This is a genomic window from Nocardioides sp. (assembly GCF_030150155.1).
GTDB lineage: Bacteria > Actinomycetota > Actinomycetes > Propionibacteriales > Nocardioidaceae > Nocardioides.
Window position 1 is genome coordinate 121,038 of sequence record NZ_JASLGR010000026.1, and the last position, 24,598, is coordinate 145,635.

Consider the following 24,598-nt stretch of genomic DNA (forward strand, 5'->3'; position numbering starts at 1 on the left):
GAGACAAGGTCCTCCGATGCACCTCCGATCCCGTCGTCCCCTCCTCACGCTGGTTGCCGGCGCACTCGCGCTCACGGGCGTCGCCTGGTCGGCGGCGCCGACCGAGGCGCTCAAGCCGCAGGGCTCCCGCGTCGAGCTCCTCTATGGGTCGCCCGACCCGGCCCAGGCGATCACCGAGGCCAATACGCTGTTCGACTGGATCGGGCGTTCCCTCTACGTCTCGCAGGCCAACACCCTGCCCGACTCCGGATGCCACAGCGACGACCAGTTGGCCGAGGCCGTGGTCGAGACCACCGCCGACGGCTCGGCCGAGTCGCCGGTGGTGCCCAACGACACCACGGGCCTCTCCTCGCTCTTCACCTGGTCTTTCCCCGGCGAGGTCTTCAACGGCGCCAACACCGTGATGGGGGCCGACAAGCACGACTTGATCAACGGGCTCAGCGGAAGTAGCTCGCTCTACACGCACGAGGGCTGGACGGCCAGCCCGAAGGTCAAGACGTCCTTCATCGCCAAGCTGTGGCCGGCCGGCACTGCCCTGAGCCTGGTCGTGGTCTGCGTGCTGCCGACCCCTGACGCATCGGGTGAGTACATCGTGCGGCGCGACGCCACCGGCCACGCCGCCACGTCCTGGCTGAACTTCGTCACCGTCGCCAGCCCGACCAACCCCGCCTGGACCTCGCAGGGCTGGCGCCTCGTCTCGCCCAAGACGGTGCCCACCGTCGGGGTGGCTGCGTCGTTCGGAGCCGACGGCACCTCGGGGAACGTCACCGTCTCCCTCAAGGGCGAGGGCGTCTCCGTGCTCAGCGGGGCGACCGGGAGCGTGGCGCTGTACGCCGGTGAGTCCACCACGGGCACGCCGGTCGGAACGGCTGAGGTCGCCGCCGGCACCGCCACCGTCCCGGTCTCCGGCCTGACGCCGGGCTCGGTGGTGAGCTACACCGCCGTGTACACGCCCGACGCCGCCGCTGAGGCGACGTACGCGTCGGCCACCTCGGACACCGCGACGTTCCAGGTCGGCAAGGCCGCCGTCGCGACCACCACCGCCCTGACCGTGACCGGAGCGCTCGTCCAGGGCCAGCCCCAGACGCTCAGCGCCACCGTGACACCCGCCAACGCCGGCGGCACGGTCACCTTCAAGGACGGCGCCGCAACGCTCGGGACCGTGGCCGTCGCCTCGGGCCGGGCGAACCTCACCCGGGTGCTCTCCGGCGGGGAGCACAGCCTGACGGCGACGTTCAACCCCACCGACACCACGGCGTACGCCGCCTCCAGCTCGCCGGCCCAGTCGGTGGAGATCGCGTCGCGGACCGCCAGCACCGTGACGCTGACGGCTCCGGCCGGTCGCTACGGCACTGCCACCACGGCGTCGGTCGCCGTCACCTCGGCCGGCGCTGCGGCGACCGGCTCGGTGACGGTCACGCTCGACGGCAAGCCCGTGCGCACCGTCGCGCTGGCCAACGGCCGGGCGAACGTGGCCCTGCCCGCCACGACCGGAGCCGGTCGTCACGCCCTCGCCGCCAGCTATGCCGGCAGCGGGACCGCTGCTGCGGCGACCGGATCGACGACCCTCACCGTCGCGAAGGCCACCTCCCGGGCCAGCCTCACGGTGACGCCGAAGAAGGTGACCAAGAAGCTGGCGCGCAAGGGCAAGGTGGCGGTCAGGATCACTCTCACCTCGCCCGGAAGCTCGCTCCGTCCCCGCGGACGGGTCACCCTCACGGTCGGCGGGCGCACGGTCGCCGGGACCGTCGGTGCCAACGGCACCGTGACGGTGAAGCTGCCCAAGTCCACGGCCTCGAAGCTGACCGTGGTCCTCACCTATCGCGGCGATGTCAACGTCTCCGGTACGTCGGCCCGCCTCGTGATCAAGGTCAAGCGCTGAACCTCCTGCCATGACGTCGGGGCTCGGGCTGTCGCACAGCCCGAGCACCGACTCATGCTCCGCACTTCGCTCTCTAGGACGACATGGTGAACACCACTCGAGCATTCGCATCCACCTCGGTACCAGGCGTCGCCGCCGGCCTCGCCCTGGCGCTGGTGAGCGCGTTCGTGCTGCTCGCTCCGGGGGCGGCCGACGCCACCGCCACAGCCAGTGACGGATCGGACTGGGGATCCCAGGGGAAGCTGTCGAGCGACAGCGCGGTGACGCTGCGGTGGGACAACACCGACAATCCGGCCGGCTCGGTGGTTCCCCGCGACTCTCGTCAGGCTCTGCCGCACACCGACGGCAAGACCTACGCGAGCGTGTCCAAGTCGATCCGCGACGCCTACGCGGCGGCGTTCGGCGCGGGCAACGGACTCGGCGGCCTCCAGGTGAGCGTCTCCCAGACCCGGGACCTGGTCAATCAGGCGGTCACGGTCGAGGTGTCAGGCGGCACCGGAGGCACAGCCGTCCCGGGAAGCGGCATGGCCAGCTACGTGCAGGTGTTCCAGTGCTGGGGCGCGATGGGAGCCGACGGCAAGCCCGACTCGGAGGCCGCCGATCCCGACCCCGCCACCTGCCAGACCGGGGCCGGTGGCGCGGACTGGGTGTCGATGACCCGGCAGGAGGACCGCTTCGTCGGCGGGGATGCCGCACTGCTCAAGGGCGGCGACTGGTCGACGTACGCCCAGGCCGCCGCGACCGGGCGGCAGGACCCGCCCTTCCTGACCGTCTCCGGCGACGAGGACGGCAGCGTGCTCAACCAGAAGAGCACCTACTTCAACGCCACCACCACCAACGAGCTCTCCCACGCCACGCTGGACGGTCGCGGCGCCGCCCAGCGCAGCTTCGAGATGCAGACCGGCAGCGAGGCGCCCGGGCTCGGATGCGGCTACCGGACCGATGCAGCCAGCACCCGCACCTGCTGGCTGGTGATCGTGCCGCGGCTGGCACTCAACACGATCGCGGACTCCCAGATGGGTCCGATCTCCCCCTCGATCTGGGGACAGCGCCTTCAGGTCCCGCTCACCTTCCAGGACGTTCCGACCGCCTGCCCGAACGGCCGGGCCCGGGCACTGATCGCCGGATCGGAGATGGCTCGGAGCGCGTTCGCCTCGTGGACGCCCGGTGTGTGCGAGAAGGAGAAGCTGACGCTCGGCTACTCCACCGTCCCGGACTCCGTCGCCCGGACGCAGTACGCAGGCGGGGGGAGCGACGCGATCCTCACCTCCGAGCCGATGGCGAGCACGCAGCGGGCGGTCTATGTGCCGGTTGCCCTGACGGCTCCGGTGATCGGCTACACCTTGGACTACAAGCCTGAGTGTGTCGCCTCCGCGTCGTTGGCGATCGCCGACGTCGCCACCGAGGCGGCGGCGAGGAAGTGCGGCTATGACAGCCTCGCCGATCTCACGACCGACCGCGCCAAGAGCGGCTCCCTCGTCCGCGACCTGCGGCTCACCCCGCTGCTGATCGCGAAGCTGCTGACCCAGTCCTACGGCTGGGCCAGCATGGACGAGCAGCTTCCCTGGCTGGTCCACGCGCCGGTCAGCCTCTTCGCCGACCCGCAGTTCACCGCGCTCAACCCGCAGCTCCACCTCGGCCGCTTCGGTGGCAACGGTGACAAGCGGCTCGCCTCCAGTCTGCTGGTCGAGGCGAGTCGATCCGACGCCGCCAGTCAGCTCTGGAACTGGCTGTTGGCCGACCCGGCCGCGTCGTCGTTCCTCGCCGGATGCCCCGACGCCGAGGGGATGGCGATCAACCCGTTCTACTCGGCACGGACCTACACCTCGTGCCGTTCCCAGGCGACGGCCTTGGAGAGTGCTGCGGCTGCGGCTCGCAAGGCCACCTCGAAGCCCGACGGCTACGTCGACCTGGCGGTCAGCTACCCGCCCGAGGGCTCCCCGTACCCGCTCCCGGAGTGGTACGACGGCGGCCACCCCGCGGGCGCTCGGTCCAAGACCGAGACGGACTGGCTGCCCCGAGACGACTCGATGGCCATCACCGCGCGGAACACCTTCAACGGCGGGAAGAAGGCCGCCACCCAATGGTGTGCCACCTCCGTCGACGACAGCTGCCAGCCATCGCCGGGCAAGTGGGTCGCTCCGAGCGGGAAGATCGCCTTCGGCGATCGCCAGGCCTTCACCGTCACCGACGCCTCCTCCGCGGCGCGCTACCGGCTCCCGACGGCGACGCTGTGCGACGACGACGGGAGGCACTGCGTCGGTGCCACCACCGCGAGCCTGCGGGTCGCCGCCGATCAGTTCGAGCGGTCCTCGGTCTCCAACGTCAGGTCCCCCGGTGACGCCGACCTCGCCGACGGCGCCTACCCGCTGACGATGCCCGTCTACGCCGCGGTCCGGCCCACCCTCGATGCGGCCACCCGGACGGCGTACGCCGACGCGCTGACGTTCCTCACCGGCACCGGTCAGACGGCCGGGCTCCAGGTCGGTGACCTTCCGCCCGGCTATGCGCCGCTCACCAAGACACTGGCCAAGGACGCGGTCGACGCGATCGCCGCCCTGCGCGCCGGGCTCCCCACGACGGCGGTCTCGCCCTCGGCCACCCCCTCGACCAGCACCACCGCCCCCTCGACCACCCCCACCTCCGGGGCCGGCACCGGTCCCAACCCCGGTGGCACCGGGATCACCGTGCCTGAGGGCACCACCCCCGGTGTCACCACCGTCGCAGCCCCCGGGCCGGCGACGGTGACGCCGGGGGCGCTGGTCCCGACCGCGGCGGGGACGGAGACGTGGCCGAAGTACACGCTGCCGCTCGGTCTGGCGATCGCGTTGTGGTGCGGTCTGTTCGGGCCGCTGATGCGGACCCGCGCACGGTTCCGGGTGAGCCGATGAGCACGCTGCTGCCGGAGTACCCGGCCGAGGGGATCGACGACGCCAAGCCGCAGCGCGTGGTGACGACGTACGCCGCCGTCGACCGCGCCTTCCGCGAGACCAGCCGCGGCGCAGGCACCTTCGTGCTGCTGGTGATGGTGCTGGTCGGGGCCTTCCTCACCATCCGGGCGGTCAAAGCGATCTCCTCGGTCGGCGTGGTCGACTTCGTCACCACCCAGAAGTGGTCGCCGGAGACCAACCACTTCGGCATCGCCGCGGTGCTCACCGGCTCGGTCCTGATCGCGGCCGTGGCGCTGATCGTCGCGGTCCCGGTCTCGCTCGGCGCAGCGCTCTTCATGAGTGAGATCGCCACCGGGCGGGTGCAGAAGACGATCACCAGCCTGGTCGACCTGATGGCCGCGGTGCCATCGGTGGTCTACGGCCTGTGGGGGCTGGCGTTCCTCCAGGTGCACGTGGTGCCGTTCGCGCGCTGGCTGTCGACGTACTTCGGCTGGTTCCCGCTCTTCCACGTGGACGGGGTCGACCCGAAGAACCCGCTGCCCAACGACGCGCTGTACACCTCCTCGACGTTCATCGCCGGGCTGGTGGTCGCGCTGATGACCATCCCGATCATGACCTCGATGATGAACGAGGCGTTCTCCCGAGCTCCCGCCGGGGAGCGCGAGGGCGCCTACGCCCTGGGGGCGACGCGCTGGGGGATGATCCGCAAGGTCGTGCTGCCGTTCGGCAAGGGCGGGATCATCGGCGGCGTGATGCTCGGCCTGGGCCGGGCGCTGGGCGAGACGATCGCGATCTACCTGGTGATCTCGCCGGTCTTCGCGATCAACCTGCACCTGCTGCAGAACGGCTCGAACTCGGTCGCCGCCCTGATCGCGCTGCGCTACGGCGAGGCGAACCCGTTCTCGATGTCGGCGCTGATGGCCGCCGGTCTGGCGCTCTTCATCCTCACCATGATCATCAACTTCACCGCCTCGACGATCATCGCCCGGTCCCGCTCCGGCGCCGAGAGCGAGGGCTGAGATGACGACCACCGCCCGACGTACCCCGCTGGCGACCGTCACCCCGCGTGACGGACTGGCGCCGCTGACCAGCGAGCCGCCCCGGATCCGGATCGGGCGCTCCCGGCACGAGGTGCTGGCCCTGATCGGCGCCGCGGCCGCCGGACCCGCGATGGCGCTGCTGCTCGGTCCCGTGCTCGGCCTGATCGGCCTGGGCTGGGTGCCGCTGGTGGCCTACCTGTGGTTCGTCATCACCTACGGCGTGCTGATCTCCCTGACCGAGAACGGTCCCGCGGTGCGCGACCGGTTCTGGTCCGTCGTGCTCTGGTCGGCCGGGATCTTCATCATGGTGATGCTGGCCCTGGTGATCGGCTACACCCTGGTCCGCGGTGAGTCGGTGTTCCGGGAGCTCAACTTCTCCAACTGGCGCAAGAACTTCTTCACCGACGACATGGGGCTGACCGGGCCGCTGTCCCCGCTCAGCCAGGGCGGCATCTTCCATGCCCTGGTCGGCACCCTGGAGCAGATCGGGATCGCACTGGCGATCACCATCCCGCTCGGCACCGCCACCGCGGTCTTCCTCAACGAGGTCGGCGGGCGCTACGCCCGGTTGGTCCGCACCGTCGTCGAGGCGATGACGGCGCTGCCCTCGGTCGTGGCCGGTCTGTTCATCTACGGCTCGGTGATCCTGCTGGTGACCAAGCAGTTCAACGGCTTCGCGGCGTCGCTGTCGATCACGGTGCTGATGCTGCCGATCATGATCCGCTCCGCCGACGTCGTCTTCCGGCTCGTCCCCGGCAACCTGCGTGAGGCAGGGCTGGCGCTCGGAGGCGGTCAGTGGGCCGTCGTACGCCGAGTGGTGCTGCCTACCGTCCGCTCGGGCCTGACCACCGCGATCATCCTCGGCACCGCGCACGGGATCGGGGAGACCGCCCCGGTGCTGCTCACCGCCGGTGTGACCAACAACCTCAACTGGAACCCGTTCAACGGCCCGCAGGTCTCGCTGCCGCTGGCCGCCCTGGAGTTCATCAAGAGCCCCGAGCCCGGGATGAAGGCGCGCGGCTTCGCCACCGCGGCGTTCCTGATGTTCGTGGTGCTGATCCTCTTCGTCGCCGCCCGGCTGATCGGCGGGCAGCGGGCCGGGGAGGTCACCGACCGGCAGCGCCGTCGGCTCGCGGTCCGCTCCGAGCACGACCTGGGCCGGATCCAGGGCAACCACGACGTCGTCGCGGCGGCCCTGGCCCAGCTCCGTCCGGTCCGCCCCGACTCCGGGGTGGTCGACATCGCCAAGGCCCGGGCCCTGACCGCGCTGGAGGAGACCGACGGCGCCGGCCTGACCCACCGATCCACCTCAGGAGACGACTCATGACTACCGCCTCTCGCCTCGTGACCCGGCTGCGGGCACCGCTGCTCGGCCTCGGCGTGCTGCTCCTCATCGCCGCCGCGGCGTTGTGGCCCGCGACGCTGCCGACGGCCACCGCAGCGTCGTACCTGCGGATCAGCGGCGCCGGCTCGTCGTGGGCCGGCAACGCGCTCACCCAGTGGACCACCGACGTGAAGGCCCAGGGGGTGACCGTCGACTACAACCCGAACGGCTCCTCGCTGGGGCGGGCGAACTTCGCCAACCGGTTGACCGACTTCGCGGTCTCGGAGATCCCCTACAAGGGCGACACCTCCGACCCGCAGGACAACAGCTCGCCCGGGTTCTCCTACGGGATGCTGCCGGTCGTCGCCGGTGGGACGTCGTACATGTACAACCTCCAGGTCAACGGCAAGCGGCTCACCACCCTCAAGCTCTCCCAGGCCGCGCTGGCGAAGATCTTCTCCGGCCAGGTCACCACCTGGAACGACCCGATCATCGCCGCGACCAACAAGGGCATCGCGCTGCCAGCCCAGCGGATCACGGTCGTGGTGCGCGCCGACGGCTCCGGTGCCACCGCGCAGTTCACGCTGTGGATGATGCGGCAGTTCCCGAAGGACTACGCGAAGCTCTGCGCCAAGGCGGGCTGCAACGCGGACAACGCCACGTCGTACTTCCCCTACCAGGGGCTGTCGAACTTCGTCGCCCAGACCGGATCGAACGGCGTGACGACGTACACGGCCAACACGCCGTACACGATCAACTACGACGAGTACTCCTACGCCCAGGGCGTCGGCTTCCCGGTCGCCCAGATCGAGAACGCCGCCGGCTTCTTCACCGTGCCGACCGACACTGCGGTGGCGGTCGCCCTGACCCAGGCCAAGATCAACACCAACAAGGCCTCGGCGAACTACCTGAGCCAGGACCTGTCGGCGGTCTACGCCTACAAGGACCCGCGGACCTACCCGATCTCGGCCTACTCCTACCTGATGGTGCCGACCCAGACCTACGGCTCCTTCAACAACGCCAAGGGCGCCACGCTGGCCTACTTCTCCACCTACAGCCTGTGCGAGGGCCAGCGCACGATGGGCGCGCTGGGCTACTCGCCGCTGCCGATGAACCTGGTGCTGGCGGCGATGGACCAGGTCAGTCGCATCCCCGGCCTCGACTCGGCCACGGCCTCCCTGATCGCGAGCACCAAGAAGGGAGCCAGCACCGGCAACGCCAACCCCTGCAACAACCCGACCTTCAAGCCCGGCGACTCGCCGTCGGTCAACCAGCTGGTCAAGACCGCGCCGTTCCCCGAGGGCTGCGCGGCGGCCTGTCAGGCGCCGTGGACCGGGGTCTCGGCCGCGACGAACAACGGTCCCGGCACCAAGAAGGGCACCAAGACCGGGTCCTCGGGCGGTGGCACCACCCCGACCGCGGGGACCAGCGTCGCCGCGGTGCCCACCGCGGGCAGCGTGCCGACGGGGGTCCCCTCGGCCGGGTCCTCGGTCCCGGCGACCGCCTGTGACCCCGACACCGGTGTGTGCGGCGGTGCCAACGTCACCACCGACGGCACCCAGCTGACCGCCAGCCCCGCAGTGATCGACGGCCAGTCCACCTGGGGCCCCGCCCAGGTGGCGCTGATCCTCAGTGTCCTGATCGGGCTGCTCCTGATCTTCGCCCCCGCCGTGGTCTCCCGTGCTCTCGACGTACGCCGGCCCGGGGCCGGCTCCGCCGCTGCGGGCTCGGCGACGGAGTCCAGCGGTGACGGAGCGGGCCGGTGACCGAGCAGGGCATCGTGGCGCGCTCGGCCGGCACCTGGTCGATGCGCTGGCCGGCCGGGCTGCCGCGGGTGCGGCGCGAGGTGATCGACAGGCCGCCGGACTACCGGGTCGTGATCGTCTCGCACGCGATGACGATGGTCTCGGTGCTGCTCCTGCTGATCCTGGTCAACCTGATGCTGGTCGGTCAGGTGCAGCACTTCACCGCCCAGCACCGGCTCTACGGGGAGTTCCGCCAGCAGCTCGCCGAAGGCGCCGTGCCGATCGGCCAGACCGACGTCGACGGCCACCTGATCACGCCCGGCTCCCCGGTAGCGCTGCTCCGCATCCCGTCGCTCGGCATCGACGAGGTGGTCGTCGAGGGGACCAGCTCGAGCGAGACCATGCAGGGGGTCGGCCACCGCCGCGACACCCCGCTGCCCGGGCAGAACGGCGTCTCGGTGCTGATGGGTCGGGCGGCGGCGTACGGCGGGGTGTTCCGGCACCTCGGCCAGCTGACCCGGGGCACGGAGTTCTCGGTGCAGACCGGCCAGGGGGTGGCGCGTTACCGCGTGATCGGCGCCCGGACCGCCTCGACGGCGCTGCCCGCGCTCACCCCGGAGAAGGGCCGGATCACCCTGATCACCGCCACCGGGGGAGCGTTCCGTCCCAGCGGGGTGATCCGGGTCGACGCCGACCTGGTCTCCACCGCCTTCCCCCGGCCCGCGACCGTGATCGCTCCGGGGGCGATCCGGGGTGCCGAGAACGCCCTGCGGGGCGACACCTCGCACGCCTTCGGCCTGTCCTGGCTCGCCGAGCTGCTGGTCGGCCTCGCGGTCGCGGCGACCTGGGCCTGGAAGCGCTGGCGACCCGCCGCCACCTGGATCGTCTTCACCCCGATCCTCGCGCTGGTCGGGTTCGCCGTCGCCGGCGACATCTGCACGTTCTTTCCCAACCTGATGTAGGAGCTGAGATGACCTCCGATACCGACAACAGTGCCCCGGCCGAGACCGAGGCCGGCGACGCTGCGATGACCACGGTGATCCCGGTGCCCACCCCTGAGGCCGCTGAGACGTCGTACGACGACCACGACGGCTCCGGGCGTCGGGGGCGCGCCGGCAGGATCGGCCTGGGCGGTCTGCTCGGCTTCCGCGGCCGGTCGCGGCAGGGTGCCGACCTGGAGTACCAGCCGTCGGCGCTGCTCTCCTCGCGGCTCTCGGGCTCCTCGGCGGCCGAGCTCCAGGCGCGGGAGATCACCGCCTGGTTCGGTGACCACAAGGTGCTCGACCGGGTCTCGCTGACGATGGAGGCAGGGCAGATCACGTCCCTGATCGGGCCGTCGGGGTGCGGCAAGTCGACGTTCCTGCGGATCCTCAACCGGATGCACGAGATGGTGCCGAGCGCGTCGCTGTCGGGGCAGGTGCTGCTCGGGGAGCGTGACATCTACGCCCCCGAGGAGCGCGTCACCCGGGCGCGGCGCGACATCGGGATGGTCTTCCAGAAGCCGAACCCGTTCCCGGCGATGTCGATCTACGAGAACACCATCGCCGCCCTCGACCTGTGCGGGGTGAAGGCCAGCAAGGCCGAGCAGGACTTCCTGGTCGAGGACTCGCTGCGCAAGGCATCGCTGTGGGACGAGGTGAAGAACCGGCTGCACCAGCCCGGCGGCGGGCTCTCCGGCGGTCAGCAGCAGCGGCTGTGCATCGCCCGGGCGCTGGCGCTCTCGCCGCAGGTGCTGCTGATGGACGAGCCCTGCTCGGCGCTCGACCCGACCTCGACCCGGCGGGTGGAGGAGACCATCGCCGACCTGCGTGGGCAGGTCACCGTGGTGATCGTGACGCACAACATGCAGCAGGCGGCGCGGGTCTCGGACCACTGCGCGTTCTTCCTGGCGGCGCAGAACACGCCCGGGGTGATCGTCGAGCACGGCGACACCACGGCGATGTTCAACAACCCTCAGGACGAGAGGACCTACGACTACGTGAACGGGCGCTTCGGATGAGCGGGCGGCCGGGACCCGATCCGTCGTCGCGGGTGGTGCTGCTCCATCCGCGGGGGCCGCGGTCGGTGCCGGGTGTTCCGGGGCTCGGCGGTTCGGGTGGCTCTGCTGGTGCGGGCGGTGCGGGTGGGGCTCCGGGGGCGCCTGGCGGCGGCGAGCAGGCCCAGCTCTCCGGGGCGGCGTCGCACTGGCTCGACGCCGGGCCGCTGGCCGGATGGACCTGGCACGAGCGGCGCCGCCAGCGCACCATCGCCCCGCGCCGCGAGCTGAGCATCGTGCTGACCGAGGTGGTCGACCCGCGCGGGTCGGAGGTCCTGGCCGGCTGGATCCGGGAGCAGCGGCTGCTGGTCGAACCGCTGCAGCGCCTGCCCGCGGTCGTCGCGGGCACGGTCTTCTGGCGGCTGGCGATCAACCGCAAGCCGGTAGCCCTGTGTGCCCTGCCCGCCCCGAACGTCAGGGTCGCGTTGGGGCGTGCCCGGCGCCTGATCCGTGGGGCGGCCCGACTGCAGCTCTCCCTGGGGTACTTCCCCGAGCAGCTCGACCCGCGGTGGGTGGTGCGTGACGGTGGCGTACCGGTGCTGATCGGCCTGCCGCAGCAGGTGCTGACCGCTGCGGCGGAGCCGGAGACGAGTCTGGCGGGGCTGCTGGGTGGTGCGACGGTGCAGAGCTACGTGCATCGGGCGGGGGAGCCGGCGCTGTGAGACGTGCGGGCGCTCAACTTCCAACGAACTCCTAATTTTGAAAAGGTTTGAAGTTCGCTAGGAGTTGGGCCTACGGTGGTGATCGAACTTCAAACTTTGCCGAACTTAGGAGTTGGTTTGAAGACGCCGATGCCGCCTCCCGATGTCACTGCTCTGCGGGTCGCGATGATGCAGGAGGACGCTGACCGTTTTCTGCATGTCCTCGACCTGGTGCTGCACGGGAGCGCCTTGACGACGCGCTACCTGCCGTGGGACAAGGTGCGCTACAAGCAGCCGCCGGGCGATCTCAGTCATGAGGAATGGTGGCTGGGCATCAAGTTCGGGCGTCGAGGTGCGCAGCGCGACCTGCCGGCGTTGCGCGCGATCGACGGTACTGCGTTCTCGTACCTGCTTCCGGACGAGGTTCTGGCGGGGGTCGACGCCATCACCCGCAACGCAAGCGGCGCGATCACCATCAGCGAGGAGGTCACCAACCCGGCGACCAGGGATCGCTACATCGTGAGCTCCCTGATCGAGGAAGCGATCACCTCGAGTCAGCTCGAGGGTGCCGCGACGAGCAGGCGGGTCGCCAAGGACATGATCCGTAACGGCCGGACGCCGCGTGACCGCAGTGAGCGGATGATCTTCAACAACTACGTCGCGATGCGGCGAGTGACGGAGTTGCGCGACGAGGCCATGACTCCTGACCTGGTCTGTGAGATCCATCGGATCGTCACCGACGGCACACTCGACACGCCTGAGTCGGCGGGCCGCATCCAGGATGACGATGCCGATCGGATCGCCGTGTGGGGAGATGGTGATCAGCTGCTGCATCGGCCCCCCGTCGTGGCCGAGCTGCCGGACCGTCTGGAGCGGCTCTGTGCCTTCGCCAACGGCGAGGGCGACGAGGCGTACCTCTCCCCGGTCCTGCGGGCGATCGCTGTCCACTTCATGATGGGGTACGACCACTACTTCGAAGACGGCAACGGGCGGACCGCCCGGGCGCTCTTCTACTGGACGATGCTGCGCAACGGCTACTGGCTGACCGAGTTCCTGGCGATCAGTCGAATCCTGAAGCAGGCGCCGTCGAAGTACGCCCAGTCGTTCCTGTTGGCCGAGCAGGACGACGGCGACCTCACCCACTTCTTCATCTATCACCTCAACGTCATCACCAGGGCGATCGATGAGCTGCATGGCTACCTCGCGGTCAAGGCCGAGGAGCTGCGTGGGCTCCAGCGGGCGATCAAGGCCACTCCGGGAGAGTTCAACCATCGTCAGCTGGCCGTCCTGGAGCACGCGACCAGACATCCGGACGCGGTCTACACCGTCGACAGCCATGCCCGGAGTCACCATGCCTCGGGTCAGACCGCGCGCAATGACCTCGCCGATCTGGAGAAGCGCGGTCTCCTTCGACGGAGCAAGCAGGGCCGGCGATTCGCCTGGGTGCCCGCCGTGGATCTGGCTGATCGGCTGGTGCGCGACCGCCTGACAGGTGATCGCGCGGTCGCGCCGGAGGCACAGACCCCGCCGAAATGACTGAAGCCCGGACGATGTCCGGGCTTCAGGTTCTCCGCCATGCGGATGGCGGATCTGGGGGGATTCGAACCCCCGAGGGCTTGCACCCAACACGGATTCCAGCCGTGCGCCATAGGCCACTAGGCGACAGATCCAAGAAGGACCCTACTGGTCGAACCGGGTGACGGGGAAATCGAGTCGCAGCCTTCCGGGGACGACCACTAGCCTGTTCCGGTGAGTGCGACATTGACGGTCAAGCAACTGGCGGCCGGACATGGCGTGACCTCCCTCTTCGAGGGCCTGGACCTGGTGATTGCGCCCGGTGACCGGATCGGTCTGGTCGGCCCCAACGGCGCGGGCAAGTCGACGCTGCTGCGGACCCTGGCCGGTGAGCTGACCCCCGAGGAGGGCGCGCTGACGCTCAGCCCGCCGACTGCGACCGTCGGCTTCCTGCCCCAGGAGACCGAGCGCCGTGCCGGGGAGTCGGTGCGCGGCTACCTCGCCCGCCGTACCGGCGTCCAGGCGGCGACGGAGCGCTACGAGACCGCCACCGCTGCCTTCGCCGAGGGCGTGGAGGGGATCGAGGACGAGTACGCCGAGGCGCTCGACCGCTGGCTCGCCCTCGGTGGCGCCGACCTCGACGAGCGTGCCGAGCAGGTGGTCGCCGAGCTCGGTCTGGGCGTCGACCTCGATCAGCCGATGACCTCGCTCTCGGGCGGGCAGGCGGCCCGGGCGGGGCTGGCGTCGATGCTGCTGGCGCGCTACGACCTCTTCCTGCTCGACGAGCCCACCAACGACCTCGACCTGGACGGCCTCGACCGCCTCGAGCAGTTCGTCCTCGGCCTGCGGGCCGGGGTCGTGATCGTCTCCCACGACCGCGAGTTCCTGGCCCGCACCGTCAACCGGGTCGTCGAGCTCGACCTGCATCAGCACCAGATCAACGTCTACGGCGGCGACTACGACTCGTATCTGCACGAGCGGGAGATCGCCCGGCAGCACGCCCGCGAGGCCTACGAGGAGTACGCCGACAAGCTCGGCTCCCTCAAGGACCGGATGGTGACCCAGCGCAACTGGGCGACCCAGGGGGTGCGCAACGCCCGCCGCAAGCAGGCGACCGAGCGGGACAAGTTCGTGAAGAACTTCGCCGCCGACTCGGCCGAGAAGCAGGCGCAGAAGGTCCGTCAGTCCGAGAAGGCGATCGAGCGGCTGGAGAAGGACGCCGTCGAGGAGCCGCGCAAGGAGTGGGAGCTGCGGATGGAGATCGCCGCCGCCCCGCGCTCGGGCGCGCGCACCGCGGTGCTCCGGGGTGCCGTCGTACGCCGGGAGGGGTTCGTTCTCGGCCCGGTCGACCTGGAGGTGGCGTGGGCCGACAAGATCGCCATCACCGGGCCCAACGGCTCGGGGAAGTCGACCCTGCTCGGCGCGCTGCTGGGCAGGATCGCCCTCGACGAGGGCACCGCCGAGCTCGGTCCGGGGGTCGTGGTCGGCGAGATCGACCAGGCCCGGGCGCTCTTCGAGGGTGACGAGCCGCTGGTCGACGCCTTCCAGCGTGCCGCCGTCGGGGGCGACGCGTCGGCGATCGCCGCGATCGCGCCGGAGGAGGTTCGCACGCTGCTGGCCAAGTACGGCCTCAAGGGCGACCACGTCGTCCGCCCCGCAGCGACCCTCTCCCCGGGGGAGCGGACCCGGGCGGCGCTGGCGCTGCTCCAGGCCCGCGGGGTCAACCTGCTGGTCCTCGACGAGCCCACCAACCACCTCGACCTGCCGGCGATCGAGCAGCTGGAGTCGGCGCTGGACGCCTACCCGGGCACGTTGCTGCTGGTCACCCACGACCGGCGGATGCTGGCGGCGGTCAGCACCACCCGGCAGCTGCGCGTCGAGGACGGACAGGTCACGGTTCTGGGATAGTGCGGGGGTGGACGAAGCGCTGACGACGATGGACGAGGCCCACCTGGCGCAGGCGGTCGACCTGGCCGTAGCCAACGTGGAGGCCGGAGGCGGCCCGTTCGGCGCCCTGATCGTGGCCTCGGAGACCGGCGAGGTCGTCGCCACCGGGGTCAACCGGGTCACCCACGACCTCGACCCGACCGCGCATGCCGAGGTCACCGCGATCCGGCACGCCTGCCGCTCGATCGGGGACTTCTCGCTGGTCGGCTACACGCTCTACACGAGCTGCGAGCCGTGTCCGCTCTGTCTCTCCGCGGCGCTGTGGGCCCGGCTGGACCGGGTGGTCTTCTCCGCGAACCGTGACGACGCCGCCGAGGGCGGCTTCGACGACCGGGCCTTCTACGACCTGTTCGCCACCCCGCGCGACCAGTGGTCGATGCGGGTCGATGCCCTGCGCCTGGACTCCTCCTTCGCCCCCTTCGCCGCGTGGCAGCGCCACGACGGTCGTACGGACTACTGAGCCGGATCGCGACATGAGCTTCGGCGAGCTGGCACTGATCGGTCTGATCGGCCTGCTCGGGCCGTTGCTCGCGCTGCCGAAACGACTGCACCTGCCGGTCGTGCTCGGCGAGCTCGCCGCCGGGGTCGTCGTCGGTGCCAGCGGGTTCGGGATCGTCGACGCCTCCCAGGAGACCTTCGGCATCCTGGCCGACGTCGGCTTCGCGCTGGTGATGTTCGTCGCCGGCACGCACCTGCCGGTCCGGGCGCGCAGCTCCTCGACGGTGCTGGTGCGCGGTGCGGTCAGGGCGGTGCTGGTCGGGCTGGTCGCGGTCGCGTTCGGGGTAGCCCTGGCCCGCCTCTTCGACCTGCCGCACTGGTCCCTGTACGCCGTCCTGATCGGCTCCTCCAGCGCAGCGCTGGTGCTCCCGACCCTGGACTCCCTGGGGCTGAGCGGTCCGAAGGTCGGCGACCTGCTGCCCCAGGTGGCCATCGCCGATGCCGTCTGCATCGTCGCCCTGCCGCTGGCGATTGACCCGGCGCACGCCCCGCGGGCGGCACTGGGGGCGCTCGCCGTGGTGGCGACGGCCGCGGTGATGTGCGCGATCCTGTGGTGGCTCGAGCACATCGGCGTACGTCGTCGGGTGCACGAGGTCTCCGAGCGGCGTCGCTTCGCCTTGGAGCTGCGGATCCAGCTGGTGCTGCTCTGCGCGATCGCCGCGGTCGCCGTCGGCACCCACGTCTCGATCATGCTGGCGGGCTTCACGTTCGGGCTGGCGGTCAACATCGTCGGGGAGCCGCGGCGGCTGGCCAAGCAGCTGTTCGCCCTGACCGAGGGCTTCTTCGGGCCGCTCTTCTTCGTCTGGCTGGGCGCCTCGCTCCAGCTGCGCAACCTCGGCCAGCACCCCTCGATGCTGCTGCTGGGCGTGCTGCTCGGGCTGGGCTCGGTGCTCGCGCACCTGGCGCCGCGGCTGCTGGGCCAGCCGATCCCGCTGGGGCTGATGGCGGCCGCACAGATCGGGGTGCCGAGTGCTGCGGTGACGATCGGCACCCAGGAGGGGCTGCTGCGTGCCGGCGAGGGGTCGGCGCTGATGCTAGGGGCGCTGGTGACGATCGCGTTCTCCGTCGTCGGTGGGGCCCTCGCGGCCCGGTCGAGCGCCGCGTCGGCCGGCGTACCGTCGCCGGGACAGGCCTCCGGATTGGAGCCTCCCGCCTCGGGTGCCTAGACTCCCTCCCAACCCCTCGTGCGGCAGCATCTCGCCGAACCTCCCCAGGGCCGGAAGGCAGCAAGGATACGTGAGCTCTGTTGGGTGCACGGGGGGCCTTTTTGTCCCCTGACGCCGAGATCCGGGTTCACCACCGCCGAGATCCGGGTTCCTCACGGTCGAGATCCGGGTTCCTCACGGTCGAGCTCCGCTCCCGTGAAACTTTTTTCATGAAACTTCATCCCATCGGGAATGGGTCTTCGCATGGCGTAGTTACTTCTGAAAACGAAGTACCTACTCAATCAGGAGAAACACCGTGTCTCTGCTCCGCATCGACTCCAGCATCCTCGGCGACTACTCCGCCAGCCGCGCTCTGGCGAACACCGTCCAGGAGCACTGGATCGCCGAGCACCCCGGCGCCACCGTCGTGGCCCGCGACCTCGCCGCCAACCCGGTCCTCGGTTCCTCCTGGATCGCTGCCGTCTCCGGTGGCAACACCCCGGCCGAGAGCCGTACCGCCGAGCAGAACGCCGCGCTCGCGCTGTCCCAGGAGCTCTTCGACGAGCTGACCTCGGCCGAGACCATCATCCTCGCCACCGGTCTCTACAACTGGGGCGTCAACCAGCTGGTCAAGTCCTACCTCGACCAGGTCATCGTCATCTCCCAGCCGCTGGGCGAGATCCTCAAGGGCAAGGACGTCGCGATCGTCGTAGCCCGCGGTGGCTACTACGGCGAGGACGGCCCGAAGGCCGGCTGGGACCACGGCACCGACTACCTGGTCCGCATCTTCTCCGAGGTCTGGGGCGCCAACGTGACCGTCGTCGAGCGCGACTTCACCCTCGTCGGCGTCAACCCGGCCCTGGACTCCTTCGCCGAGCAGGGCGCTGCGCTCAAGACCGCCGCCGAGGAGAAGGCCGCCGGTACCGGTCAGGCCCTCGCCACGGCGTACACCGAGCGCAAGTCCGCCTGAAGCACGCTCCGCTGACCCGAAACCCGGTCCCCGGGTGACGAGTGCGGCACAATCCCAGGGATGAACGAGATGGTGGAGACCGCTGAGTGTCACGGCGCGCCGCAGTGCGACGCCGCGCTGAGCGCCGCCTTCTCGATCCTGGGCAAGCGCTGGAACGGCGTCATCCTCGGTCTGCTGGCCGAGGATGACGCCCGTTTCGCCGACCTCGGTCGCGGGCTCGCGTCGGGGATCAGCGACTCGGTGCTCTCCTCCCGGCTCGCCGAGCTGACCGAGCTCGGCCTGATCGAGCGGATCGTCGCCGAGGGGCCGCCGGTCTCGGTGCGCTACTCGCTGACGGCTGCCGGCCGGGCTCTGATCCCGGCGCTGCAGGCGCTGAGCGGCTGGGCGAAGGAGCACCTGCCCTCGCCGGCGGCGGGCTCTGCGGGCTCGGCGGCCTCACCCGCAGGCGACTAAGGTTGGCGCGTGGAGACCCCCCTCGCGCTGTACCGCCGCTACCGGCCCGAGACGTTCGCCGAGGTGATCGGTCAGGATCACGTCACGACGCCGCTGCGGGCCGCCCTGGCCAACAACCGGGTCAACCACGCCTACCTCTTCTCCGGGCCGCGCGGCTGCGGCAAGACCACCTCGGCGCGCATCCTCGCCCGGGCACTCAACTGCGAGCGGGCCCCGATCGCCGACCCGTGCGGTGAGTGCGAGTCGTGCCGCGACCTCTCCCGTGGCGGGTCCGGCTCGATCGACGTGATCGAGATCGACGCAGCCTCCCACGGTGGTGTCGACGACGCCCGCGACCTGCGCGAGAAGGCGTTCTTCGCCCCGGTGAAGAGCCGCTACAAGGTCTACATCATCGACGAGGCCCACATGGTCTCCACGCAGGGCTTCAACGCCCTGCTCAAGCTGGTCGAGGAGCCGCCGGAGCACCTTCGGTTCATCTTCGCCACCACCGAGCCCGAGAAGGTCATCCCGACCATCCGCTCGCGTACCCACCACTACCCGTTCCGGCTGATCCCGCCGCGGCTGCTGTCGGCCTACCTGGGCGAGATCTGCGAGCGTGAGGGCGTCGCCGTCGAACCGGCCGCGATGCCCCTGATCGTCAGGGCCGGCGGTGGCTCGGCCCGCGACACGATGTCGGTGATGGACCAGCTGCTCGGCGGTGCCGGGCCGGCCGGTGTCACCTACGACCTGGCCGCCGGCCTGCTCGGCTACACCCCGGACACCCTGCTCGACGAGGCCGTCGACGCCTTCGCTGCGCGCGACGGCGCCTCGGTCTTCGGGGTCGTGGACAAGGTCATCGAGACCGGTCAGGACCCGCGCCGCTTCACCGAGGACCTGCTCCGCCGGCTGCGTGACCTGGTGATCATCTCCGCGGTCCCCGGCGCCACGGCCACGGGCCTGATCGACGTCGCCTCCGACGCGGGGGAGCGGCTGGAGTCCCAGGCCCGGCGCTTCGGCGCGGCCGACCTCTCCCGTGCCGCCGACCTGGTCGCCTCCGGGCTCACCGAGATGCGCGGCGCGACCGCTCCGCGGCTGCTGCTGGAGCTGATCTGCGCCCGGGTGCTGCTGCCCGGGGCGGACGGGGACCAGGGCTTCGGTGCGCGGTTGGATCGGTTGGAGAACCAGTTCGCCTCTGGCCGACTTCCGGCTTACTCACCGCCGAGTTCCGGGTTCGCCACGCCTCCTGCGGCGCCGTCCGTCGTCCCCAGTACGCCGCCTCCCGCGGCACCCGCTGTGGCCGACGTACGCCGGGAGGAGGGCGGCCCCGCCGCACCTGCGGCTCCGCAGGCACCGGCTGCTGTCGCGCCTCCGACGGCCCCGCCGGTTCCGACGCCTGCTCCCGAGGCTCCCGCGCCGAGCGCCGTCGCCCCGAGCGCCCCCGCACCCAGCGCCCCCGCACCCAGCGCCCCCGCACCGAGCGCGGCCGAGCAGGACGACCCGTGGGGCCCGCAGGCACCCGCCGTACCGACCGGATCGGCGCCGCGAATGGAGGAAACCCGGAACTCGCCGGTGGCGAACCCGGAAGTCGGCGGTGGTGAACCCGGAAGTCGGCGCGAGGCGGCGCCCGCTCCCGTTGCCACCCCTCCCGCCCCGACTCCCGCCCCCACCCCGACCCCTGCTCAGCCGGGCATGGGCACCATCGACGTGCGACGGCTCTGGCCCGAGATCGTCGACCGGACCAAGTCCAAGCGCCGGGTGGCGTGGATGCACCTGACCCAGAACTGCCAGGTGCTGGGGCTGGAGGGCGACGTGCTCACCCTCGGCTTCATCAACGTCGGCTCGCGGGACTCCTTCGACTCCGGCGGCTACGGCGACGTGCTCCAGCAGGCCGTCGCCGAGGTGGTGCCCGGGGTGACCTGGCGGATCAACGCGATCGTGGCGCCCTCGGCGCAGCCCGGTGCCGTCAGCGCCGGCCCGTCCGGCGGGGGCGGCTACGGCCAGCAGCCTCAGCAGCAGGCCGCTCAGCAGCCCCAGCAGGGCTACCCGCAGCACGACGCCACTCAGCCCGCCCAGGGCCACCAGAACCATCAGAGCGACCAGAACCATCAGAACCACCACGCCAACCAGGGCCCCCAGCACGGCCAGCCCGACCCGTACGCCCAGCACCAGGCGGCGGGCGACTACCCGCCGCCGGAGCCCCCGCCGTGGGACGACCACGGCGGCGCACCGGACTGGAACGCCGCCGATGCCGCGGTCCACGCCGACGACGAGATCACGGAGGACGAGAGCCTGAGCGGCGCGGAGCTGCTCGAGCGCGAGCTCGGGGCCACCGTCATCGAAGAGATTCCGAACCAGTGAACGACCAGTGAGAGGCTTGACCCATGACTGAATCGCCCTTCGGCGGCCTCGACCTCAACGCCCTGCTCGGCCAGGCCCAGGCCATGCAGGCCAACATCGCCGAGGCCCAGGACCGGCTCGCGGAGGCCACCGTCACCGGCACCGTGGCCGGCGGCGCCGTCTCCGTCACCCTCAGCGGTGTCGGCGACCTGCTCGACGTCGACCTCAAGGCCGGCGAGTTCGACGGCTCCGACCCCGACTCGCTGAGTGACCTGGGTGACCTGATCGTGGCGGCGTACCGCGACGCGAAGTCCCAGGCCGACGCGCTGGCCGCGCAGAGCCTCAGCCCGCTGGCCGGGGGCCTCGGCTCCTTCCTCGGTGGCGAGGACGGCCCGGCCGCCCCGCCGATGAAGCTGGGCTTCTAGTGGCGCCCACGGCGCCCGCGACCCCGATCCTGAAGTGAGCCGGCGTTGTACGAAGGCGTAGTCCAGGACCTGATCGACGAGCTCGGCCGACTCCCCGGCGTCGGTCCGAAGTCCGCCCAGCGGATCGCGTTCCACCTCCTCCAGGCCGACCCCGAGGACGTGCAGCGGCTCGCGACCACGCTCCAGGAGGTCAAGCGGCGAGTGAAGTTCTGCTCGATCTGCTTCAACGTCTCCGAGGAGGAGACCTGCCGGATCTGTCGCGACCCGCGCCGCGATCCGACGGTGCTCTGCGTCGTCGAGGAGTACAAGGACGTCGTCGCGATCGAGCGCACCCGCGAGTTCAAGGGGCGCTACCACGTCCTGGGCGGTGCGATCAGCCCGATCGACGGGATCGGCCCCGATCAGCTCCACATCCGGGAGCTGCACCAGCGCCTGGGTGACCCGCAGATCGTCGAGATCATCCTGGCCACCGACCCGAACCTCGAAGGCGAGGCCACGGCGACGTACCTCACCCGCCAATTGAGCCCGTTGGGCTTGCGCATCACGCGGTTGGCGAGTGGACTGCCCGTAGGCGGAGATCTCGAGTACGCCGACGAGGTCACGCTCGGCCGGGCGTTCGCTGGACGACGCGCGGCGGAATAGCCCACCAGGGCAGGAACGACAGGAGGGCTGTGATGGAGCAGAACGCGACACCGGCGGTCGACGAGGACTTCGCTACGGAGATCGCCGACCAGATCGAGTCCTTCCTGCTGGCGTTGAAGGCGATCGGCACCGAGGCCGACGCGGGCCGTGCGATCCCGCTGCTGCTGCTGGAGGTGAGCCAGCTGCTGCTGGCCGGCGCGCGTCTCGGCGTACAGAACGACTTCGAGCCGCGGGAGGAGTTCCAGCCCGACGTCGGCCCGGAGGCTGACGTCGACGAGCTGCGGATGCGGTTGGCGGAGATCCTCGGCGACGTCGACACGTACAGCTTCGTCTTCGATCCGTACGCCCCCGAGGTGGTCGACTCCCAGCTCTCCGACGACCTCGCCTCGATCGCGACGGAGCTGGAGAACGGGCTGCGGCACTACCGTCGTGGCGACCTCGCCGAGGCGCTGTGGTGGTGGCAGTTCTCCTACGTCAGCACGTGGGGGAACGTGGCCGGTGCGGTGCTCAACGCACTGCTCACGGTGGTCTCCCATGACCGCCTGGACGCCGAGCTGGTGGACGAGGCTGACCAACTGGCGGTCGCCGATGAAATAGTGGGTGGCGCGCCCCTCTAGACTTGGTTCCCGTGGGAATCGTTGTCCAGAAGTTCGGCGGCTCGTCGGTCGCGGACGCGGCGGGCGTCAAGCGAGTCGCGCAGCGCATCATCAACACCCGTAAGGCGGGCCATGACGTCGTCGTGGTCGTCTCCGCCATGGGTGACACGACTGATGAGCTGATCGACCTCGCCAATGAGGTGTCGCCGCTGCCCCCCGCCCGTGAGCTCGACATGCTCCTCACCGCCGGTGAGCGGATCTCGATGGCGGTCCTCGCCATGGCGATCCAGACGCTCGGCCACGAGGCGCGTTCGTTCACCGGGTCGCAGGCCGGTGTGATCACCGACGCCGCGCACGGCAAGGCGAAGATCATCGACGTCCGGCCCAGCCGGATCACCGAGGCGCTCAGCGACGGTGCGATCGCGATCGTGGCGGGCTTCCAGGGCGTCTCCCAGACCACCAAGGACATCACCACGCTCGGCCGTGGTGGCTCCGACACGACCGCCGTGGCGCTCGCCGTCGCCCTCGAGGCCGACGTCTGCGAGATCTACTCCGACGTCGACGGCATCTTCACCGCCGACCCGCGGATCGAGCCGCACGCCCGCAAGATCCCGCGGATCTCCTACGAGGAGACCCTGGAGATGGCGGCGCAGGGCGCCAAGATCCTGCACCTGCGGTGCGTCGAGTACGCCCGCCGTTACGACATGCCCATCCACGTCCGCTCCTCCTTCTCTGAGAAGGAGGGCACCTGGGTCGTCAAGGCCGAGGACGTCAAGGACCCCAACGCTCAGGAGCCCGCCATGGAAGAAGCAATCATCACGGGCGTGGCCCACGACCGTAGCCAGGCCAAGATCACCGTCGTCGGTGTCTCGGACAAGGTCGGCGAGGCCGCCTCGATCTTCCGTGCGATCGCCGACGCGCAGATCAACATCGACATGATCGTGCAGAACGTCTCGGCTGCCGCGACCGGTCTGACCGACATCTCCTTCACCCTGCCGCGCAGCGAGGGCCAGGCCGCGATGTCGGCCCTCGCCCGCCTGCAGGACACCGTCGGCTACGAGCGTCTCCAGTACGACGACTCGGTCGGCAAGGTCTCCATCGTCGGTGCCGGGATGTCCAGCGCCCCCGGCATCTCCGCCCGCTTCTTCGAGGCGCTCTCGGACGCCGGCGTGAACCTGGAGATGATCTCCACCTCCGAGATCCGCGTCTCCGTGATCGTCACCGAGACCCAGGTCGAGACCGCCGTCAACGCTGCCCACGCGGTGTTCGACCTCGGCTCCGACGAGGTCGAGGCCGTCGTCTACGGCGGGACGGGTCGCTGACATGGGCATCAACATCGGTGTGGTCGGCGCGACCGGTCAGGTCGGCGTCGCGATGCGGCAGATCCTGGCCGAGCGGAACTTCCCGGTCGACACGATCCGCTTCTTCTCCTCCCCGAAGTCCGCCGGCACGGTGCTGACCTACGAGGGCCGCGACGTCGTCGTCGAGGACGCCTCCACCGCCGACCCGAGTGGCCTGGACGTCGCGCTCTTCTCGGCCGGGGCGACCGCCTCGCGCGCCCTGGCGCAGAAGTTCGTCGACGCCGGCGTGATCGTGGTCGACAACTCCAGCGCGTTCCGCAAGGACCCGTCGATCCCGCTGGTCGTCTCCGAGGTCAACCCGGAGGCTGCCGCGGCGGTGATCGAGGCCGGGCGCGGCATCATCGCCAACCCGAACTGCACCACGATGGCCGCGATGCCGGTGCTCAAGCCGCTGCACGAGGCCGCAGGCCTCAAGCGCCTGGTGGTGTCGACGTACCAGGCCGTCTCCGGCTCCGGTATCGCCGGTGTCTCCGAGCTGGCCGACGCCGTCGCGTTCGCCGGTGACAAGGCCCGGGAGCTGGCCTACGACGGCGAGGCCGTCGCGTTCGCCGAGCCCGGCGTCTACAAGCGGACCATCGCGTACAACGTGCTGCCCTTCGCCGGGAACCTGGTCGAGGACGGCCTCAACGAGACCGACGAGGAGCAGAAGCTCCGCAACGAGTCCCGCAAGATCCTCGGCATCCCCGAGCTCCTGGTCTCCGGCATCTGCGTCCGCGTCCCCGTCTTCACCGGCCACTCGCTGGCAGTGAACGCGGAGTTCGACAACGAGCTCACGCCCGAGCGCGCCACCGAGCTGCTCGCCGACGCCCCCGGCGTCGAGCTGGCCGAGATCCCGAACCCGCTCGCCGCTGCCGGCAAGGACCCGTCGTACGTCGGCCGGATCCGCACCGACGAGGGCGTGCCCGGTCACCGCGGCCTGGCGCTGTTCATCTCGAACGACAACCTGCGCAAGGGTGCCGCTCTGAACACCGTCCAGATCGCCGAGCTGGTGGCGGCCGCACGCTCCTGACGGCGCGTCTGCTGCGTTGCTCGGGGCTCGCCGGCCGCGCGTGTCGCAAGCGTGCGGACCGAGCCTGTGACTCACCCAAGGACCCCGCTTCGGCGGGGTCCTTGGTCGTGGTGCGAGATTTTCCTACTGACCAGTAACGTGTGACGCGTGTCACGTGTACCGT

At 70.5% G+C, this 24,598-nt stretch carries 20 protein-coding genes, 1 tRNA gene and 1 other RNA gene; 21 read left to right on the forward strand and 1 reads right to left on the reverse strand.

Features of this window, described 5'->3' with window-relative positions; genetic code table 11:
• Positions 1–16 precede the first annotated feature (16 nt).
• The 9 genes from Q1V88_RS07170 (at position 17) to Q1V88_RS07210 (ending at position 13,094) form a co-directional block, all read left to right on the forward strand.
• Positions 17–1,882: an Ig-like domain repeat protein gene (locus tag Q1V88_RS07170; protein WP_300679843.1), complete on the forward strand. Its 1,866-nt coding sequence runs from the start codon at positions 17–19 to the stop codon at positions 1,880–1,882.
• 86 nt (positions 1,883–1,968) lie between these two features.
• Positions 1,969–4,773, forward strand: coding sequence for a hypothetical protein (locus tag Q1V88_RS07175; RefSeq protein WP_300679845.1), 2,805 nt, complete (start codon positions 1,969–1,971; stop codon positions 4,771–4,773).
• Complete coding sequence (pstC, locus tag Q1V88_RS07180) at positions 4,770–5,792, forward strand: phosphate ABC transporter permease subunit PstC (RefSeq protein WP_300679847.1); 1,023 nt, start codon at positions 4,770–4,772, stop codon at positions 5,790–5,792. Before Q1V88_RS07175 ends, pstC begins: the two co-directional genes overlap by 4 nt.
• Before the next feature lies 1 nt (position 5,793).
• A complete protein-coding gene (locus tag Q1V88_RS07185; protein ID WP_300679850.1) occupies positions 5,794–7,140 on the forward strand; it encodes a PstA family ABC transporter permease in 1,347 nt (448 codons plus the stop codon).
• Entirely contained in the window at positions 7,137–8,903 is a 1,767-nt protein-coding gene (locus Q1V88_RS07190) for a substrate-binding domain-containing protein (RefSeq protein ID WP_300679853.1), read from the forward strand. Before Q1V88_RS07185 ends, Q1V88_RS07190 begins: the two co-directional genes overlap by 4 nt.
• Entirely contained in the window at positions 8,900–9,844 is a 945-nt protein-coding gene (locus Q1V88_RS07195; protein ID WP_300679856.1) for a sortase, read from the forward strand. The genes Q1V88_RS07190 and Q1V88_RS07195 overlap by 4 nt, the downstream gene beginning before the upstream one ends.
• Before the next feature lie 233 nt (positions 9,845–10,077).
• Positions 10,078–10,881, forward strand: coding sequence for a phosphate ABC transporter ATP-binding protein (locus tag Q1V88_RS07200; protein WP_300679956.1), 804 nt, complete (start codon positions 10,078–10,080; stop codon positions 10,879–10,881).
• Positions 10,878–11,579, forward strand: coding sequence for a hypothetical protein (locus Q1V88_RS07205; protein WP_300679859.1), 702 nt, complete (start codon positions 10,878–10,880; stop codon positions 11,577–11,579). The genes Q1V88_RS07200 and Q1V88_RS07205 overlap by 4 nt, the downstream gene beginning before the upstream one ends.
• 117 nt (positions 11,580–11,696) lie before the next feature.
• Positions 11,697–13,094 (forward strand): Fic family protein, encoded by a 1,398-nt coding sequence (locus Q1V88_RS07210; RefSeq protein WP_300679862.1) that lies wholly within the window; start codon positions 11,697–11,699, stop codon positions 13,092–13,094.
• A 46-nt stretch (positions 13,095–13,140) separates the two neighbouring features.
• On the opposite strand, the gene Q1V88_RS07215 is transcribed toward Q1V88_RS07210, so the two are convergent.
• A tRNA-Ser gene (locus Q1V88_RS07215) sits at positions 13,141–13,228 on the reverse strand.
• 79 nt (positions 13,229–13,307) lie between these two features.
• Here Q1V88_RS07215 and Q1V88_RS07220 point away from each other — a divergent pair.
• The 12 genes from Q1V88_RS07220 to Q1V88_RS07275 all read left to right on the forward strand — a co-directional run bounded on the left by Q1V88_RS07220 (position 13,308) and on the right by Q1V88_RS07275 (position 24,435).
• Complete coding sequence (locus tag Q1V88_RS07220) at positions 13,308–14,981, forward strand: ABC-F family ATP-binding cassette domain-containing protein (protein WP_300679869.1); 1,674 nt, start codon at positions 13,308–13,310, stop codon at positions 14,979–14,981.
• 7 nt (positions 14,982–14,988) lie between these two features.
• The gene (locus Q1V88_RS07225; RefSeq protein WP_300679872.1) at positions 14,989–15,480 is read left to right on the forward strand and encodes a nucleoside deaminase; all 492 of its coding nucleotides are present in this window, start codon (positions 14,989–14,991) and stop codon (positions 15,478–15,480) included.
• A 13-nt stretch (positions 15,481–15,493) separates the two neighbouring features.
• Positions 15,494–16,684: a cation:proton antiporter gene (locus Q1V88_RS07230; protein ID WP_300679875.1), complete on the forward strand. Its 1,191-nt coding sequence runs from the start codon at positions 15,494–15,496 to the stop codon at positions 16,682–16,684.
• A gap of 10 nt (positions 16,685–16,694) precedes the next feature.
• Positions 16,695–16,785, forward strand: an RNA gene (gene ffs / locus Q1V88_RS07235) — signal recognition particle sRNA small type.
• Positions 16,786–16,979: 194 nt separating this feature from the next.
• Entirely contained in the window at positions 16,980–17,633 is a 654-nt protein-coding gene (locus Q1V88_RS07240; RefSeq protein WP_300679878.1) for an NAD(P)H-dependent oxidoreductase, read from the forward strand.
• 60 nt (positions 17,634–17,693) lie between these two features.
• Positions 17,694–18,086 carry a helix-turn-helix domain-containing protein gene (locus tag Q1V88_RS07245; protein WP_300679880.1) on the forward strand — a complete coding sequence of 131 codons (393 nt, stop codon included), beginning with the start codon at positions 17,694–17,696 and terminating at the stop codon, positions 18,084–18,086.
• A 9-nt stretch (positions 18,087–18,095) separates the two neighbouring features.
• Positions 18,096–20,423, forward strand: a complete 2,328-nt coding sequence (locus Q1V88_RS07250; protein ID WP_300679883.1) for a DNA polymerase III subunit gamma and tau — start codon at positions 18,096–18,098, stop codon at positions 20,421–20,423.
• A 23-nt stretch (positions 20,424–20,446) separates the two neighbouring features.
• On the forward strand, positions 20,447–20,827 hold the full coding sequence (locus tag Q1V88_RS07255; RefSeq protein WP_300679886.1) for a YbaB/EbfC family nucleoid-associated protein: 381 nt from the start codon (positions 20,447–20,449) through the stop codon (positions 20,825–20,827).
• Positions 20,828–20,872: 45 nt separating this feature from the next.
• Complete coding sequence (recR, locus tag Q1V88_RS07260; protein ID WP_300679889.1) at positions 20,873–21,469, forward strand: recombination mediator RecR; 597 nt, start codon at positions 20,873–20,875, stop codon at positions 21,467–21,469.
• A gap of 32 nt (positions 21,470–21,501) precedes the next feature.
• A complete protein-coding gene (locus tag Q1V88_RS07265) occupies positions 21,502–22,086 on the forward strand; it encodes a DUF5063 domain-containing protein (protein WP_300679892.1) in 585 nt (194 codons plus the stop codon).
• A gap of 11 nt (positions 22,087–22,097) precedes the next feature.
• Positions 22,098–23,387, forward strand: coding sequence for an aspartate kinase (locus tag Q1V88_RS07270; protein ID WP_300679895.1), 1,290 nt, complete (start codon positions 22,098–22,100; stop codon positions 23,385–23,387).
• 1 nt (position 23,388) lies between these two features.
• Entirely contained in the window at positions 23,389–24,435 is a 1,047-nt protein-coding gene (locus tag Q1V88_RS07275; protein ID WP_300679897.1) for an aspartate-semialdehyde dehydrogenase, read from the forward strand.
• Positions 24,436–24,598: the final 163 nt, after the last annotated feature.